This window comes from Klebsiella sp. HMSC16C06 (genome assembly GCF_001808325.1).
In the GTDB taxonomy this organism is placed as follows: domain Bacteria; phylum Pseudomonadota; class Gammaproteobacteria; order Enterobacterales; family Enterobacteriaceae; genus Klebsiella; species Klebsiella variicola.
This window is the reverse complement of the sequence record NZ_KV793012.1, coordinates 44913-60292: the sequence shown is the minus strand read 5'-3', so window position 1 is coordinate 60292 and position 15380 is coordinate 44913. Positions and strand designations below refer to the sequence as shown.

Annotated in this window: 16 protein-coding genes; 2 read left to right on the top strand and 14 right to left on the bottom strand. The window is 58.6% G+C overall.

The window, feature by feature from the left end; translation table 11 throughout:
• Window positions 1-14: 14 nt before the first annotated feature.
• The 8 genes from chbG to osmE all read right to left on the bottom strand — a co-directional run bounded on the left by chbG (window position 15) and on the right by osmE (window position 5939).
• Window positions 15-773, bottom strand: a complete 759-nt coding sequence (chbG, locus tag HMPREF3142_RS19140; RefSeq protein WP_012542072.1) for a chitin disaccharide deacetylase — start codon at window positions 771-773, stop codon at window positions 15-17.
• A gap of 12 nt (window positions 774-785) precedes the next feature.
• Entirely contained in the window at window positions 786-2132 is a 1347-nt protein-coding gene (locus tag HMPREF3142_RS19135) for a 6-phospho-beta-glucosidase (RefSeq protein WP_008807751.1), read from the bottom strand.
• A gap of 110 nt (window positions 2133-2242) precedes the next feature.
• Window positions 2243-3067 carry a transcriptional regulator ChbR gene (gene chbR / locus HMPREF3142_RS19130; protein WP_012968458.1) on the bottom strand — a complete coding sequence of 275 codons (825 nt, stop codon included), beginning with the start codon at window positions 3065-3067 and terminating at the stop codon, window positions 2243-2245.
• 27 nt (window positions 3068-3094) lie between these two features.
• Entirely contained in the window at window positions 3095-3442 is a 348-nt protein-coding gene (gene chbA / locus HMPREF3142_RS19125) for a PTS N,N'-diacetylchitobiose transporter subunit IIA (RefSeq protein WP_004140356.1), read from the bottom strand.
• Window positions 3443-3495: 53 nt separating this feature from the next.
• Window positions 3496-4854, bottom strand: a complete 1359-nt coding sequence (chbC, locus tag HMPREF3142_RS19120; RefSeq protein WP_008807749.1) for a PTS N,N'-diacetylchitobiose transporter subunit IIC — start codon at window positions 4852-4854, stop codon at window positions 3496-3498.
• 11 nt (window positions 4855-4865) lie between these two features.
• A complete protein-coding gene (locus HMPREF3142_RS29515) occupies window positions 4866-4982 on the bottom strand; it encodes a hypothetical protein (RefSeq protein WP_012542074.1) in 117 nt (38 codons plus the stop codon).
• Window positions 4983-5001: 19 nt separating this feature from the next.
• On the bottom strand, window positions 5002-5322 hold the full coding sequence (gene chbB / locus HMPREF3142_RS19115) for a PTS N,N'-diacetylchitobiose transporter subunit IIB (protein WP_002901547.1): 321 nt from the start codon (window positions 5320-5322) through the stop codon (window positions 5002-5004).
• A gap of 278 nt (window positions 5323-5600) precedes the next feature.
• Window positions 5601-5939, bottom strand: coding sequence for an osmotically-inducible lipoprotein OsmE (gene osmE / locus HMPREF3142_RS19110; protein ID WP_070612337.1), 339 nt, complete (start codon window positions 5937-5939; stop codon window positions 5601-5603).
• A 282-nt stretch (window positions 5940-6221) separates the two neighbouring features.
• Here osmE and nadE point away from each other — a divergent pair, with 282 nt between their 5' ends.
• Together nadE and cho are read left to right on the top strand one after the other, a co-directional pair.
• The gene (nadE, locus tag HMPREF3142_RS19105) at window positions 6222-7049 is read left to right on the top strand and encodes an ammonia-dependent NAD(+) synthetase (protein WP_008807746.1); all 828 of its coding nucleotides are present in this window, start codon (window positions 6222-6224) and stop codon (window positions 7047-7049) included.
• Window positions 7050-7147: 98 nt separating this feature from the next.
• A complete protein-coding gene (gene cho, locus HMPREF3142_RS19100; protein ID WP_022065122.1) occupies window positions 7148-8011 on the top strand; it encodes an excinuclease Cho in 864 nt (287 codons plus the stop codon).
• A gap of 88 nt (window positions 8012-8099) precedes the next feature.
• Here cho and spy read toward each other — a convergent pair whose 3' ends face one another.
• The 6 genes from spy to HMPREF3142_RS19070 form a co-directional block, all read right to left on the bottom strand.
• A complete protein-coding gene (gene spy / locus HMPREF3142_RS19095; RefSeq protein ID WP_008807744.1) occupies window positions 8100-8585 on the bottom strand; it encodes an ATP-independent periplasmic protein-refolding chaperone Spy in 486 nt (161 codons plus the stop codon).
• Window positions 8586-8928: 343 nt separating this feature from the next.
• Entirely contained in the window at window positions 8929-9894 is a 966-nt protein-coding gene (gene astE, locus HMPREF3142_RS19090) for a succinylglutamate desuccinylase (protein WP_008807743.1), read from the bottom strand.
• Window positions 9895-9903: 9 nt separating this feature from the next.
• Window positions 9904-11229 carry an N-succinylarginine dihydrolase gene (gene astB, locus HMPREF3142_RS19085; protein WP_070612335.1) on the bottom strand — a complete coding sequence of 442 codons (1326 nt, stop codon included), beginning with the start codon at window positions 11227-11229 and terminating at the stop codon, window positions 9904-9906.
• On the bottom strand, window positions 11226-12704 hold the full coding sequence (gene astD / locus HMPREF3142_RS19080; RefSeq protein ID WP_070612332.1) for a succinylglutamate-semialdehyde dehydrogenase: 1479 nt from the start codon (window positions 12702-12704) through the stop codon (window positions 11226-11228). Before astD ends, astB begins: the two co-directional genes overlap by 4 nt.
• Entirely contained in the window at window positions 12701-13735 is a 1035-nt protein-coding gene (astA, locus tag HMPREF3142_RS19075) for an arginine N-succinyltransferase (RefSeq protein WP_002901491.1), read from the bottom strand. Before astA ends, astD begins: the two co-directional genes overlap by 4 nt.
• Window positions 13732-14952 (bottom strand): succinylornithine/acetylornithine transaminase, encoded by a 1221-nt coding sequence (locus HMPREF3142_RS19070; RefSeq protein WP_070612330.1) that lies wholly within the window; start codon window positions 14950-14952, stop codon window positions 13732-13734. The genes astA and HMPREF3142_RS19070 overlap by 4 nt, the downstream gene beginning before the upstream one ends.
• Window positions 14953-15380: the final 428 nt, after the last annotated feature.

The window sequence follows — 15380 nt, the reverse complement described above, 5'->3', positions numbered from 1 at the left end:
TTCCCCCATCGGGCTTACACGTCGCGGTAGGTTCCCAGACGATAACCCCGGTCGGCTACCGCCGCTTTCAGCGCGGCAGACGTCAGCACATCAAGCTCACCCAGCCGCGGGTAGCAGTAGGCGCTGCCCATAATGGTCTGATCGACAAAAGCCGGATGACACATCACCTCCAGGGAACGCTCCCCGCGGGCGATTGAGGCATCCAGCGTCTGCAGAAACAGTTCCTCAGAGACAGCTTCGCCGTAAAACTCGCTGCTGAAGCCTGCGCTGCTGCGCGCCGCCTGTTGATCGAGCCCACTCTGCGCCGCCACCTGGCGGTCAATACGTAACGCGATACCCTTCTCGCGGGCAAAGGCCGCCACGATGGGATAGATCGGGGCGATCATATGCACATGGTGGTGGCTGTCGAGATGCGTCGGCTCATGACCGAAGAGATCGACAAAACGACGGTACTGACACGCCAGCTCGTGGGCGATCTCCTCCAGCGGCAGGCGACCTTCTTCTGCCTGCTGCCAGATCCATTTGCCCAGCCGGCCTTCGCGGGTTAATCCCGGCATGGCCGACAGCGGCTCGCCCAGCGTCAGCACAAAGTGCATGCCGACCGCCAGCTCCGGGGTACTGCGGCTTAGCTGGGCGGCGTGGTCAATGGCCGCGCCGTTGACCAGCGCCGTGGTCGATGTCACCACGCCGTTGCGGCAGGCCTCGATAATGCCGTAGTTCTGCCCTTTACTGAGGCCGAAGTCGTCGGCATTGACGATCAATACGCGTTCCATTGGCCGCTCCTGTTAAGATTTCAGTTTTTCGATAGTCGCCGCAAAGTTCGGCAGCCATTTTTCATGCGCCAGAATCATCTCCCGCGCCAGCTGCTCGGCGTCACGATCGGAATGGATCAGCGGGCTTAAGTTCAGCGCCAGCAGCACATCATTCAGCTCGCCGCTGATCGCCGCCTGGCTGGCCGCCACTTCGAACCCCTTGATGGTGTAGATAAGCCCCAGAACCTTCTCATCGAAATGGGTGATGCGCGGCGTCGGCTTCGCGCCGTCGCGACCTAAGGTGCAGCTCATCTCGACCGCCCAGTCCGCCGGGATATTATCCACGTGGCCATGATGCGGGATATTCACATAGTGCTCAGTCTGCTTGTCGTTATAGATAGCGTTGATCACTTCGCAAGCGGCATCGGAGTAATAGGCGCCGCCGCGCTGCTCCAGCTCCTTCGGCTTGACCTTGAGATCCGGATTTTTATACAGCTCGAACAGCTGTTTCTCCACCTTCTGCACCACCTGGGCGCGCGCGCCGCCCTTATAGTACTCGCCCATCTCAATCGCCAGCATCTCTTTTGGCTTAAAGTAGTAGAGCAGATAGGAGCATGGGATCAGGCGCAGGGAGCGGATCAGCCCCTCGCTAAACGGCAGGTCGAAAATATTTTTCACAGAGTTCGCGGTCAGGCGGCCAGAGGCCACGCCGTCCAGCAGTTCATCGAAGCGCGAGACGCCGTTAACCAGCACGTCGCGGACGAACACCAGATGATTCAGACCGAACAGGTCGATATTCAGCTCATCGCTCGGGCTGAGCTGCAGCACGTCGGTGATGAACATCTTCATGCCGATAGGAATGTTGCACACGCCGATAAAGCGTTTGAAACTGGTGTGGCGATAGACCGCCTCGGTGACCATGCCCGCCGGGTTGGTGAAGTTGATGATCCACGCGTCCGGGCAAATCTCCTGCACATCTTTTACGATATCGAAAATCACCGGGATGGTGCGCAGCCCTTTAAACAGCCCACCCGCCCCGTTGGTCTCCTGGCCCAGGTAGCCGTGGCTCAGCGGAATACGCTCATCTTTTTCACGCGCCTTCAGCTGGCCCACGCGCAGCTGGGTGGTGACAAAATCCGCGCCCTGCAGCGCCGCACGGCGATCCAGCGTTTTATAGACCTTCATCGGCACGCCGGCTTTTTCCACCATCCGCTCGCACAGCGCATGGATAATATCGAGCTTCTCCTGGCCCTCTTCCACGTCCACCAGCCACAGTTCAGTGACCGGCAGTTCATGGTAACGTTTCAGAAAGCCTTCCAGTAATTCCGGGGTATAGCTGCTGCCGCCGCCAATAGTGACTACTTTTAATTTCTGGCTCATCTTTTTCTCCCTTGGGCGCTACGCCTGGACGCAGGCCGCTCTCCGCAACAATGCGGACAGTTAATTTGAATGATTTACGGTATAAACCTGGCGGCTAAAACCGCACGGGTTTAATTAATACTGGTCAAATGTTTGCGATAACTGCTCGGCGTAAACGACGTCAGTTTTTTAAAGGTTTTAATAAACAGGCTCGGGCTACTGTACCCGGATTCATACGCAATATCCGTCACCGAATAGTTGGTAATTTCCAGCTGCTTTTTGGCAAAGTTAATACGGATATCATTAATTATCTGCATCGGCGTTTTACCATAATAGCGCTGGGTCGCCCGGGTTAAATATTCCTGCGTTTTTCCCGAGAGACGAACCATATTCTCGAGCGCGCCCTCACCGAATTTCAGCTTATCGTGCATGGCCTCAACGGTATTTTTTAGCCATTGCGGAATAACATCGGCAACCGGCTCTTCGCGATAGTGGCGTAAACGGTTAATGACATAAAAGGAAACCAGCTCGATAAATTCGTCAAATTCCGTTTCGCGAAAATTGAGTGAGGCGATGACCGACTCAACGTAGCCGAGAAAAGCGCTCTGCACGGCGTAAACCTGCGAGGCCACCAGGCCAAACGGCAGCAGCGGCAGATAATGTTTCTCAAAGAAGCGTCTGCTGATGCCGACGTTAAGGATGCGCGTCGCCCCAAATTCGTAAAAGCTCTGGTGGTGCGAACCCATCGGGATAAAGACGAAATCCCCGCGCTCCAGCAGCACCCGTTTGCCATTGATCTCCTGGTAATAGCGCCCGGTTAATACCACGGTAAATTCGTAGTAATCATGCTGGTGAAGCCCGCTCACGCTTTCCGTTTTGTTATAGATGACCACATGAAAGTTCTTCCCGTTGAACAGCTGTTGTTCTCTGGCGGTACTGATCTCGGTGGTCATCATCCTGGGCTGCCTCATCGTCGCGATGGCCTATTGTACCTTCTCGTGCAGCTCAATCAATTCGGCGACCAGCTCACGGGCCAGCATCGAGGTCATCAGATGGTCCTGAGCATGCACCAGCACCAGGCTGACCTTCATTTTGCCTTCGCCCTCGTCGCTTTCGATAAGCTGGGTCTGCACGCGATGCGCCTCGCTCAGCGCCTGGCGCGACTGCTCCATCATCGCTTTCGCCGCGGCAAAATCGCCCTGCTTCGCCTGCTTCAGCGCGCCATAGGCCAGGCTGCGGGCCTGTCCGGAGTTGATAATCAACCCCATCACCACCTCTTCGAGGTCATTTTCCGGGGTTTCTACCGCGTCGATGTTGTCCAGATCAAACATAATATTTCCCTCATTTATCAGGCGGTACGGGGCACTGCCCGTACCGCGCGGTATCAGAATTTCAGTGCGTTAGCGATGTCTTCTTCGCTCTCTTCCTGCTCGATGACGGTCTGCGCTTTATTCGACAGCACCACAAACGGCAGGTAGACCAGAGTCGCGACGCCAAGGTTGAACAGGGCCACCAGCAGGGCGGCCACGCTGCCGTTACTGTTAAAGAACGCTCCCAGACCGGTCGGCATGGTCCACGGCGCCAGGTTGGTCACCGGTGGGATAATCCCCAGGCTGTAGGCCGCCAGCGTAATGGCCGCCAGAATCGGCTGGACCAGCACGAAGGGGATGAACATCACCGGGTTCATAATGATCGGCAGACCAAACAGAATCGGTTCGTTAATCTGGAAGATGCCTGACGGCAGTGCCAGCTTCGCCACCTGACGATGGTCAGCGCGACGGGAAGCGATAAAGATGGCGATAATCAGACCCAACGTTGCCCCGGAGCCACCCAGCAGGATGTAGGAGTCGAGCATCGGCTTGGCCCAGAAGTGGAACTGTTTGCCTGCTTCGATAGCCGCATCAACCGAGCCGTACTGGTTGTACAGCGCGATGTTTTCCAGCGCCCACGGGGTCATGATGCCGTTATCCAGCGCCGTCAGCGCCAGGGAACCGTGCACACCGAAGAACCACAGCAGGGAGTTAAAGATAACGTATGCCCAGCCGACCACGCTGCCCATCGCCGCCAGCGGCGTGGAGATCGAGTCCATGATGATCTGGTGGAAGTTGCTGCCGTAGCTCGACAGGGCCCACGAGATAATGCCGAAGATAGAGAGGATCAAGAAGCCCGGGATCAGCGCGGAGAAAGAGCGCGATACTGACCCTGGCACGCTGTCCGGCAGTCTGATCACCCAGTTACGACGGATCACGAAGGTAAACAGTTCCGCGACAACCAGACCGATAATCATCCCGGAGATGATGTTCTGCCCGCCCAGCCAGTTGGCGCCCACCGCATAGGCTTCGCCCACGCTATACGGGGTCACGGTCATGAAGGCCGCCACCGCCAGCAGGCCCGCGGCCATCGGGTCGACTTTGCGCTCTTCCGCCAGCGCGGAGCCGATAAAGAACGGCGCCATCAGCGACATAATGCCGAGGGTACCGTTATAGACGTTCCCGCCGATAGCCTTAAAGCCGTTTAAGGTTTCAATGGTGGAGGCATCCAGTCGAATGCCCATAGAATAAAAGAAAGAGCCTTCGCCGAAGCTCAGAAAAACGTTGTTAATTAATACAAACATGGCCCCGGCGAGGGTCAACGGCATTAACTTAATAAATCCGTTTTTAATCGCATTAATATGCGGCTGCTTTCCTATTTTCACTGCAAAAGGAAGGAGTACCTTTTCAAGCGAGTCGATCACTTTACTCATAGTCAATACCCTTAAAAGCCGCAATAAACTATTACGGCGATGATGTATGAAATTACTCTTTGACGGGAAAATAAACTCTTTATTTTTTGACGTCCGGCAACAGGGTGCCGCCAGGCGTCAAAATACATCGAGTTTTAAAAGTTAAAATTATTGTGCTGCAGCTTTCTTAATGGCCGCGACGGCGGCTTTCAATACACCTAAACCATCCACCTTGCCATACAGAAGAGAATCGATGACTTCTACCGGTTTATTCGGCAGCAGGCGCTGAATTTCCGGTAACATATACGCAATTTGTGGTCCTAATAATACCACGTCGGCTTCCGGTCCCTTTTCACCTGCCAGGGTTTCGGGATAGGCTTCAATAATGACCGGGACTTCGTATTTTTCTGCCTGCGCGCGCATTTTGGAGACCAGCAGTGATGTAGACATGCCTGCCGAGCAGAAGAGATAAATGTGTTTCTTTTCCATGAACGCTTCCTCAATGTGTGAGACCAGGGCCTTCAGCAACCGCTGAGAGCCGGTAAGACTGGTAACATCCGGTTAATTCTGTTTATGGGTTGAGTATACGGCAAGCTGAGCCGCCAGGATAATTCGCTGTTGAACAGAATTGTCTCTCATTGACCTCTGGTTTTGACTACCCTCACATTTTCACCCAAATAATTCGCGCAATTAAATAAGCATCAGTACTCACAAAAAAGCCCGACCAGTGGTCGGGCTTACGTAGGGCTCAGTAAACAGTAGGAAGCTTACTTGGCGTTGCGCGGGTCAGTATCATACTCGGCGCAGGTCTGGTAGCCGGAGTTAATCACATGGCCGGTGTCGTCGAGGGCCACAAAGTAGGTCTCTACTTTACCATCCCGTTGACCGAGGATGTAGGTCTGGCAGGTGCCGCGGGCATGAACCATGGTCACTTCCGTTGAAGGTTTGCCAGCGATCTGCATCACCTGCTGACGCGACATCCCTTTCTTCACATCTTTCACCACCGGCTGGGTAAACTGGTCTTTGGTACGATCGTAAGCGGTACAGCCCGCCAGTAAGGTTAACGCGACGGTGACGCCCAGTATTCCTGATAAGCTTTTGTTCATTTTGGTTCCTCTCTTCTACTGTGTAACGATAAGCCTGGAATAAATAGTGTTATTTTTCAAGCCGAACAGCGAAATCATGTCTGATTGTGTTATTGCGTAAACAGGATTGACGCGCCGCTGTCGACCGGCGGTTTCTCCCGCGTAGTGGCATCTATAATGAAATCCTATGTCATTGATTGCCTTCTTTTCCGGCAGTCAAAACCCCGGTCCTTGTCGTTTCAGCGGCAAAGAGGTAGCTTTAAGCCAACAGCTTGCCAAACAGATTCACTTTCGGAGGGCGCGATGACGCTACAACAAGAGATTATTCAGGCGCTGGGCGCAAAGCCGCAGATTGATGTCGCCGGCGAGATCCGCCGCAGCGTCGATTTCCTGAAGTCCTACCTGCAGACCTACCCGTTTATTAAATCGCTGGTGCTGGGTATCAGCGGCGGCCAGGACTCCACCCTGACGGGGAAACTGTGCCAGATGGCGATTAATGAACTGCGTGCCGAAACGGGCGACAGCAGCCTGCAGTTTATTGCCGTTCGGTTGCCCTATGGCGTACAGGCGGATGAGCAGGACTGCCAGGACGCCATCGCCTTTATCCAGCCTGACCGGGTGCTGACGGTGAATATCAAAGCCTCGGTACTGGCCAGTGAACAGGCGCTCCGCGAAGCGGGGATCGAACTGAGCGACTTTGTTCGCGGTAACGAAAAAGCCCGTGAGCGGATGAAGGCCCAGTACAGCATCGCCGGAATGACCAAAGGGGTGGTGGTCGGCACCGACCATGCGGCGGAAGCGATTACCGGCTTCTTCACCAAATATGGCGACGGCGGCACCGACATCAACCCAATTTTCCGCCTGAACAAGCGTCAGGGCAAACAGCTGCTGGCCCACCTCGGCTGCCCGGAACATCTGTATAAGAAGCTGCCGACCGCCGACCTGGAAGACGATCGCCCCTCCCTGCCGGATGAAGTGGCCCTGGGTGTCACCTACGAGAACATCGACGATTATCTGGAAGGCAAAACGCTGGATCCCAGTATCGCCAAAACGATCGAAGGCTGGTATCTGAAAACCGAACACAAGCGTCGGCCACCGATCACCGTCTTTGACGATTTCTGGAAAAAATAGTCCCTCCCCGCCCCGGCCCGCGCCGGGGTTATTTTTTGCGCTTTTCGCCGCAAAAACCGCCTGCTATACTGGATAGATAGACAGTATCAGGAGTTATTGTGGCCAGAAAGCAATCTGCCCCGCGTCTGGAGTTTGAAGCGGCGGCGATCTATGAATATCCCGAACATCTTCGCCCGTGGCTGGAGGCGCTGCCAAAGCTGCCGGGCGTCTATCAGTTTCACGGCGACAGCGACACAATGCCGCTCTATATCGGTAAGAGCGTCAACCTTCGCAGCCGTGTGTTATCTCACCTGCGCACGCCCGAAGAGGCCGCGATGCTGCGTCAGTCGCGGCGTATCACCTGGCAGCGCACCGCAGGCGAGCTGGGAGCGCTGCTGCTGGAGGCGCGGCTGATTAAAGAGCAGCAGCCGCTGTTTAACAAGCGGCTACGGCGTAACAAGCAGCTCTGCGCCTGGCGACTTGCGGACCACCGGCCGCAGATTGTCTATGCCCGCGAGGTTGATTTCTCGCACCAGCAGCATCTCTATGGCCTGTTCGCCAACCGGCGGGCGGCGCTGCAGATGCTGCAGAGCCTTGCCGACGAACAGCGCCTCTGTTATGGCCTGCTTGGTCTGGAACCGCTCAGCCGCGGCCGCGCCTGCTTTCGCTCCGCGCTGGGCCGCTGCGCCGGCGCCTGCTGTGGAAAGGAGAGCGTGGAGGCGCACAGCGAGCGCCTGCTGGCGCAGATGAGTAAACTGCAGCTGGTGTGCTGGCCGTGGGCGGGGCCAGTGGCGCTGGAGGAGCGCGGCCCGGATATGACGCAGTATCACGTCATTCATAACTGGCTGTGGCTGGGCGCCGTCGACTCGCTCGACCAGGCCGCGGAGTTGACCCGTCTGCCCGCCGGATTCGACCAGGATGGTTACAAGATCCTCTGTAAGCCCCTGCTCAGCGGCAACTACCCGCTGCACCCGCTTGGCTGAGAAACCACCAATAAAAAAACCGCCGGCCCTGCCCAACGCCTGATGGCATTATTGGGCAAGACCGGCGGTCTTGATTCAGTTCGCTACATTATTCAGCAGGTGCAGGCATTTTACCTGCCGGCGCGTTGCGTTCTGTCAGATGCTTCTCAAAATTAGCATTGAACTGTTTTTTCTGCTCTGGAGTCAGAATGTTGTAGATCTTGTTCTGCGTTTCCAGGCGGGACAGCGCCATCGCTTTATGCTGCGCTTCCATCTTATCGATCTGCGCTTCCGCTTTCGCCTTATCGAAGGTGTCGCTGGCGATCAGATCGTGCATCGCGCGGCGTTCGTCGAGGGACGGACGCTTCATGTTCTCACGCTGGCTCTTCATGATGTCGCGGATCTGTTGCTTCTGCGCATCGGTCAGGTTCAGGCCTTTAAACATCATGTCATGCTGACCCGGGCCGCCTTTATGATGCATCATCATCGGCTTGCTGTCGCTCGGCGCGGTGGTGGTATCGGCGGCGTGTGCCAGGTTAGCCGCGCCCAGAGCCAGAGTAGAGGCAACAAACAGTGCAGTGAGTTTCTTCATCATTCAATCCTTACTTTACGTTATTCTTACGGCGCGTTGCCGTGTTGACGAGATTAACTTTACGACGTTAATCGTCAATTAGTCAGAGCAAGAGTAAAACAATGAAAGTGTAAAAAACAGTTTCTCGCCAATTATGGAGAAAATAAGGAATTTAGCCGAAGAATTGCAATAAAAAATAAATAACACACTGTTTTGCAGAGAAATTATGGAGAGTATAAAGGAGGGGAGATTAAAAACAAAGCATTTTACCAGGAATAATCTGCAAATTTACACTGGCGCACGAAAAAATAAGATGGCGAAAAAAGACGCGCGAAATAAAGCAGGCCGCCCGGTGGACGGCTTGCCCTCAGGATAATTTCTCCAGCATCAGGCCGGCGCGCAGTCCCTTCGCCACCGTCGGATTGGGAAACAGGACATACTCCGGCTCAGGCCCCACCACATACCGCGTCTCGCCCTCCTCCGCCAGCAGCGTGCCGGGTTCGAAGGGGGTGAAATTGAGCGTCTGATCCGCCATATGCAAGCGGAAATCATCGCTATGGCGGGTGATCTGCTGTACCACCCGGTAGCGCAGCGGCGCCGGGGCGTCGGCAATGGCCAGATCCCCCACCAGCAGCCGGGAAAGCGCGCCTTCGGCGGCGGCAAACTGCGTCAGATCGTTTTCACCCAACGGCAGCGCTTTGCCCAGCTCAAGGGTGCAGGCCAGCGCCGCGAACCGTTCGCAGCTGAAGTGGGTGAAGGTCCCGCCTGGCTGGCGATGAAACACCAGCGCCTCCAGCCCGGCGCCGCCCAGCCAGTGAAGAAAATCCTCCTCCCACGGCGTATCGCGGGCCGGGAGCACGCCGAAGCGCGGATGTAGCGAGCCGCGGATCGCGGTATGCAGATCGAGGTGCCAACGAGGACCACCGTGGTCGCGATAGAAGCGGGCCACCGCCTGCTCCAGCCGCTGCGCCCGCTGCGTCTCCTCACTGAGCGGAAACTGCCGCCAGCGCTCGCCAAACATCCGGTTCATATCACTGTGCAGATAGCGCTTATTCGCCCGCAGCGCCGGTGGGTTGCCAACGATCACCAGCAACCGCCAGCGCAGCGGGAGTGCCTCCCGGACCAGTCGCTGCACCAGGTGGTCGACTATCTCCACCGGTGCCGTTTCGTTGCCATGAATGGCGCAGGAGAGTACCAGCCCGCGCTCGCAGCGCGCATGCGGCGTCAGCTCGAGGATCCCCTCTCCCAACCAGTGCCAGCGAAAGTGCGCTGTCTCGCCGTGAAAATGGTGGGGCAAACGCCCCGCCAGGGTTAATGCCAGAAAATGTTCCACCGCGCCCCCTTATTGCTGAAATGGATAAACCGAACCGAGCTGCAGGATCTGGGTCAACCGATCCAGCGCGTCACGCCCTTCCCGCAGCAGTTGCGGGTCGGCGAGGTCGGCCTGGGTAAGGCGATCGCGATAGTAGCGATCCACCCAGTCATTGAGGGTGGCAAACAGCGTATCGTTCATCAGGACGTGCGGATTGACCGCCTGATACTCCTCGGCCGTCAACACCACCCGCAGGCGCAGGCACGCCGGACCGCCGCCGTTGGCCATACTCTCGCGCAGATCGAACACCTGTAGCGCGGCGATGGGGTTGTCCCCGGCCAGCAGCTCATTGAGGTATTCCCAGACGCCGGCATGCTCCTGCGCTTCGTGGGGCAGGATCAGCGCCATGCTGCCATCCGCCCTGCTCAGCAGCTGGCTGTTGAACAGATAGGTGGCAACCGCCTCTGCCACCGTGACCCGACTGGCGGGGACCACCAGCGGCGTAAAACCCGGCACCCGCTGCGCCAGCTGCTGGAGAAGCGCGGTCTGGTCGGCAAAGGCCTGCTCATGGCAGAACAGGACCTGACGATTGCTCACCGCGATGACATCGTTATGAAAAACCCCCGTGTCGATCGCCGCCGGATGCTGGCGAGCGAAGATCAGTTGGCGAGGATTGACCTGATTGAGGCGCGCCACCGCCTGGCTGGCCTCAAGGGTTTGCCGCGCGGGATAGCGACGCGGCGCCTCATCGCTCCCCCGGCGGCGGCCATAGACAAAGAGCTGGACGCCGGGGGCGCCATACTCGCCGCCGAGACGGTTATGGTTCGCCGCCCCTTCGTCGCCAAACCAGGCCGAGGCGGGCAGCGCCGGGTGGATGGCAAATCGCGTGCGGTCGGGGAATATCGCCTGCAGCAGCACCTCTGTGGTCGGTGCTTCGCTGGCGCGGTGGAATTTATCCTGCAGATTCGCCACCGTCAGGTGCACCAGGCCATCCAGCGAATCGGCGGAGGGACAGACCGTCGCCGCGTTCGCCACCCACATCGCCGAGGCCGAACTTACCGCCGACAGCAGATCCGGATCCTGCTGCGCCGCCCGGGCCACCACCTGCTCATCGCCGCCGCTAAAGCCCAGCTGGCGCAGGAGCGGCACGTTCGGTCGCTCGTGCGGCGGGATCACTGCCTGCGGGTAGCCGGCGTCGGCGAGGGCTTTCATTTTTTTCAGCCCTTGCTTTGCCGCCAGCTGCGGGTTCGACACCCGGTGGCGGTGCCGGGTGGAAGCCTCGTTGCCAAAGGAGAGCCCGGCGTAGTGATGGGTCAGCCCGGGCAGACCGTCAAAGTTGACTTCGCGGGCGGTCATGACGCCTCCCCGGCCAGAAAGTCGAGCCCCGGGTTCAGGCTGGCGGGCAGCGTCAGGGTCGGCGATTCAAGGCTGGCCATCGGCCAGGCGCAATAATCGGCGGCATACCAGGCCCCCGGACGATGGTTACCGGACGCCCCGGTGCCGCCGAACGGCGCGGTACTCGCCGCCCCGGTCAGCGGTTTGTTCCAGTTGACTATCCCTGCCCGCGCCTCGAGCAGCAGTCGATCAAACTTCTCCCGTTCCGGAGAGATTAACCCACAGGAGAGGCCGAAGCGGGTGGCGTTGGCTAAGGCAATCGCCTCCTCGAACGTGTCGTAGCGCCAGACGCCAAGCAGCGGGCCAAACACCTCTTCATCTTCAACATTGGCCATGTCGCTCATGTCGACAATCCCCGGCGTTAGCAGCGACGTTCCGGCCTGCAATAAACGTGGCTCCAGCAGCGTGACCGCGCCAGCGGCGACCCGCTGCAGCCAGGCCTGATGCACTTTCTGCGCGGCCGGTTCAGAGATAAGCCCGCCGAGAAACGGCTGCGGCTCGGCGTCCCACGCCGCCGGGATCAGCCGCTGGCTCACCGTCACCAGCCGGGAGAGGAAGGCATCGCCCGCCTCGCCGCGCCGGACCAGCAGACGGCGGGCGCAGGTGCAGCGCTGGCCGGCGGTAATAAAGGCGGACTGGATGGTCAGATGCACCGCGGCATCCACGTCCCGCGGATCGTCGACGATCAGCGGGTTATTACCGCCCATCTCCAGCGCGAGGATCTTCTGCGGCTGCCCGGCCAGCTGGCGATGCAGATGAAAACCGGTGGTTGAGCTGCCGGTAAACAGCAGCCCGTCGATATCCGCCTGACTGCTGAGCGCCTCGCCGGTTTCCCGACCGCCCTGCACCAGGTTGAGCACCCCGGCGGGCAGGCCGGCCTGCTGCCATAGTTTCACCACCGCTTCGCCGCTGCACGGGGTGAGTTCGCTGGGTTTAAAGACCACAGTATTGCCCGCCAGCAGCGCCGGCACGATGTGCCCGTTCGGCAGATGGCCGGGAAAGTTATAGGGGCCAAACACCGCCAGCACGCCGTGCGGCCGGTGACGCAGCGTGGCGGCACCGTCGGGCAGATCGCTGTGCTGTTCGCCGGTGCGGACGTGGTAGGCCTTCACCGAGATCGCCACCTTGTTGATCATCGCCGTCACTTCCCCGGCCGCCTCCCAGCGCGGCTTTCCGGTCTCGGCGCCGATCATCGCCGTCAGCTCCGCCTTACTGGCCTCCAGCAGGGCGGCAAACTTTTCAACGATCGCCTGACGGGCGGCAAACGGCAGCCGCGCCCAGGCCGGGAACGCCTGGCGGGCAGCCGCCACCGCCTCAGCAACCTGCCCGGCATCCGCCGCTTCGCCCTGCCACACAACCTTCAGGTTAACCGGATCCTGTTTACTGAAACCTGGCCCACGACCGGGCCGCCACTCGCCGTTAATCCACAGACTCATGCGGTTTTCTCCTCAGGGATCAGGCGCACCATGCGTACCTGGTCGCCGGCATGACACTTCAGCATATCCAGTTCGCGGGCGCTGAGGGTCAGGGTGTCGCCATCCGGGTCGGCATGCACCAGCAGAGCGCGGAACTGGTGATACTGTTCATTCGCCACCAGGCACAGCGGCCAGTCACCGGGTGGGGTTTCACCGGCCTCAGTGGTCACCAGACGGCTTTTGCGGATCGCCCGCACCCTGTCGATGTCGCACTCCAGAGTCGGGCCGCCGTCGAAAATATCGATGTAGTTCAGGTAGCGGAACCCCTCTTTCTCCAGCACCGTCCGGGCCGGGGCGGTCTGCGGATGAACCTTGCCGATCACCGCCTGCGCCTCAGGGGAAAGGAAATCGATATACAGCGGATGCTTGGGCATCAGGGCGGCAATGAAAGCCTTCTGTCCGGTACCGCACAGGTAGTCGGCGCGGGAAAACTCCATGGCGAAAAAGCGTTTGCCCAGGCTCTCCCAGAACGGCGAGTAGCCCTGCTCGTCAATCACCCCGCGCATCTCGGCGACCACCTTCTCATTGAAGCGCTCGCGAAAGGCGGCCATAAATAAGAAGCGCGATTTCGACAGCAGATAGCCATTGCCCTCTTTGCGCCACTGCGGGTCGAGGAACAGGGTACACAGCTCACTGCTGCCGGTATGGTCGTTGCTGAGAAACAGCGTCGGCAACGCCTGATAGACGTTGAGCTCCTTCGAGGCATGGACCTGGGTGCCGACCCGGTAGTTATACCAGGGATCGTTGAGCCCCACCGCCACCTCGATCGCGCAGATGCCCACCACCGCGCCGCTTTCGCTCTCCTCCAGCACAAAGACATAGCCCTGCTCGCTTTTCGGTAGCTCGCCGCGCCAGGTCTGCTGCGAGCGGGCGATCCGCGCCGCGAGGGTCGCTTCATCCACCGGCAGCGAGGTCAGCCCGCCGCCGGTCTCCGCTGCCAGCTTCAGCAGCCCGGGCAAATCGCCCGGCTCCACCGGTCGAATAACCATCATGATGAGACTCCTGCCACGAAACGCGCGCAGGCCCGCTCGACGCGATCCAGCCCGTTATTCACCTCTTCTTCACTGACGTTCAGCGCCGGCGCAAAACGCACCACATTAGCGCCGGCGATCAGGATCATCACCCCCTCTTCCGCCGCCAGGTTGCTGAGCGTTTTCGCCTTCCCGGCCCAGGCGTCGTTCAGTACGCAGCCGAGCAGCAGTCCCAGGCCGCGGATCTCCTTGAACAGACCATAGCGGGCGTTGATCGCCTGCAGACGCTCGCAAAACCACTGGTGGCGCTGTCTGACGCCGGAGAGGACTTCCGGGGTGTTGACGATCGACAGCAGCTCGCCGGCCACCGCCCCGGCCAGCGGGTTGCCGCCGTAGGTGGTGCCGTGGGTACCGACGGTCATCACGCTGGCGCAGGCCTCTGTCGCCAGCAGCGCGCCGATAGGGAAACCGCCGCCCAGCGCTTTGGCGGTGGTCAGCACATCGGGCGTCACGCCGTAGTGCATATAGGCATACAGCTCGCCGGTGCGCCCGACCCCGGTCTGCACTTCATCGAAAATCAGCAGAGCGTTGTGCTGGTCGCAAAGCTGGCGCAGGCCGCGTAAAAATTCGCCGCTGGCCGGCACCACGCCCCCTTCGCCCTGCACCGGCTCGACGATCACCGCGCAGGTCTGGTCATTGATTAAGGCCTTTGCCGACTCGAGATCGTTAAACACCGCATGCTGGATCTGCGGCGGCAGCGGGGCAAAATCCCGGGAGTAGGCCGGCTGACCGCCCGCCGAGACGGTGAACAGCGTCCGCCCGTGGAAAGCGTTCTGAAAGGCGACGATGCCGCTTTTCTCACTGCCAAAGCGATCGTGGGCATATTTACGCGCCAGCTTGAGCGCCGCCTCATTGGCCTCAGCGCCGGAGTTACAGAAGAAGACCCGGTCGGCGAAGGTGGCATCGATAAGCATTTTGGCCAGACGCAGGATCGGCTCATTGGTGTAGCCGTTGCCGGTATGCCAGAATTTGCCGGCCTGGTCAGTCAGGGCTTGCACCAGACGCGGATGGGCGTGCCCCAGCGCGTTCACGGCGATGCCGCCGGCAAAATCGATATACTCTTTGCCCTGCTGATCCCACAGCCGCGACCCGGCGCCCCGCACCGGAATAAACGCCGCTGGCGCGTAGACCGGCATCATCCATTCATCAAAGTGGTTACGCGTAATTGACTGAGACATATCGACCTCTTCCGGTAAATTAAAAGTAGCAATAATGTTAATAAATATGAGTTATTACGCTGTAAATGTAGATTGCACGGTTCGTGCCAGCCAGCGATAAAAATGCATAAACCGGTTGAGATAACGCAGAATCAAGGAGTTACAGCCGAACGCTATTCACATAAAATGCATATTTAGTGAATAAGTATCCGATAAATGGGGATAAACAGTGATTAAATAAGATAAGTTATGCAACGGTAAGATATAATTCTGTAATTGTGATCCTCTGCGAAATTTATCGTAGATATTTGCCCTTTTTTGGCGCGGCATGCCCGTAAAAGGGGCAACTACGGCACGCTCATGCGCAGCGATTGGCAGAATGACGCATCCGGTGGCAGCCAGCCAGGCGAATTTCTGCTACCATCCCTGCACTATTCACCTTGCACAGT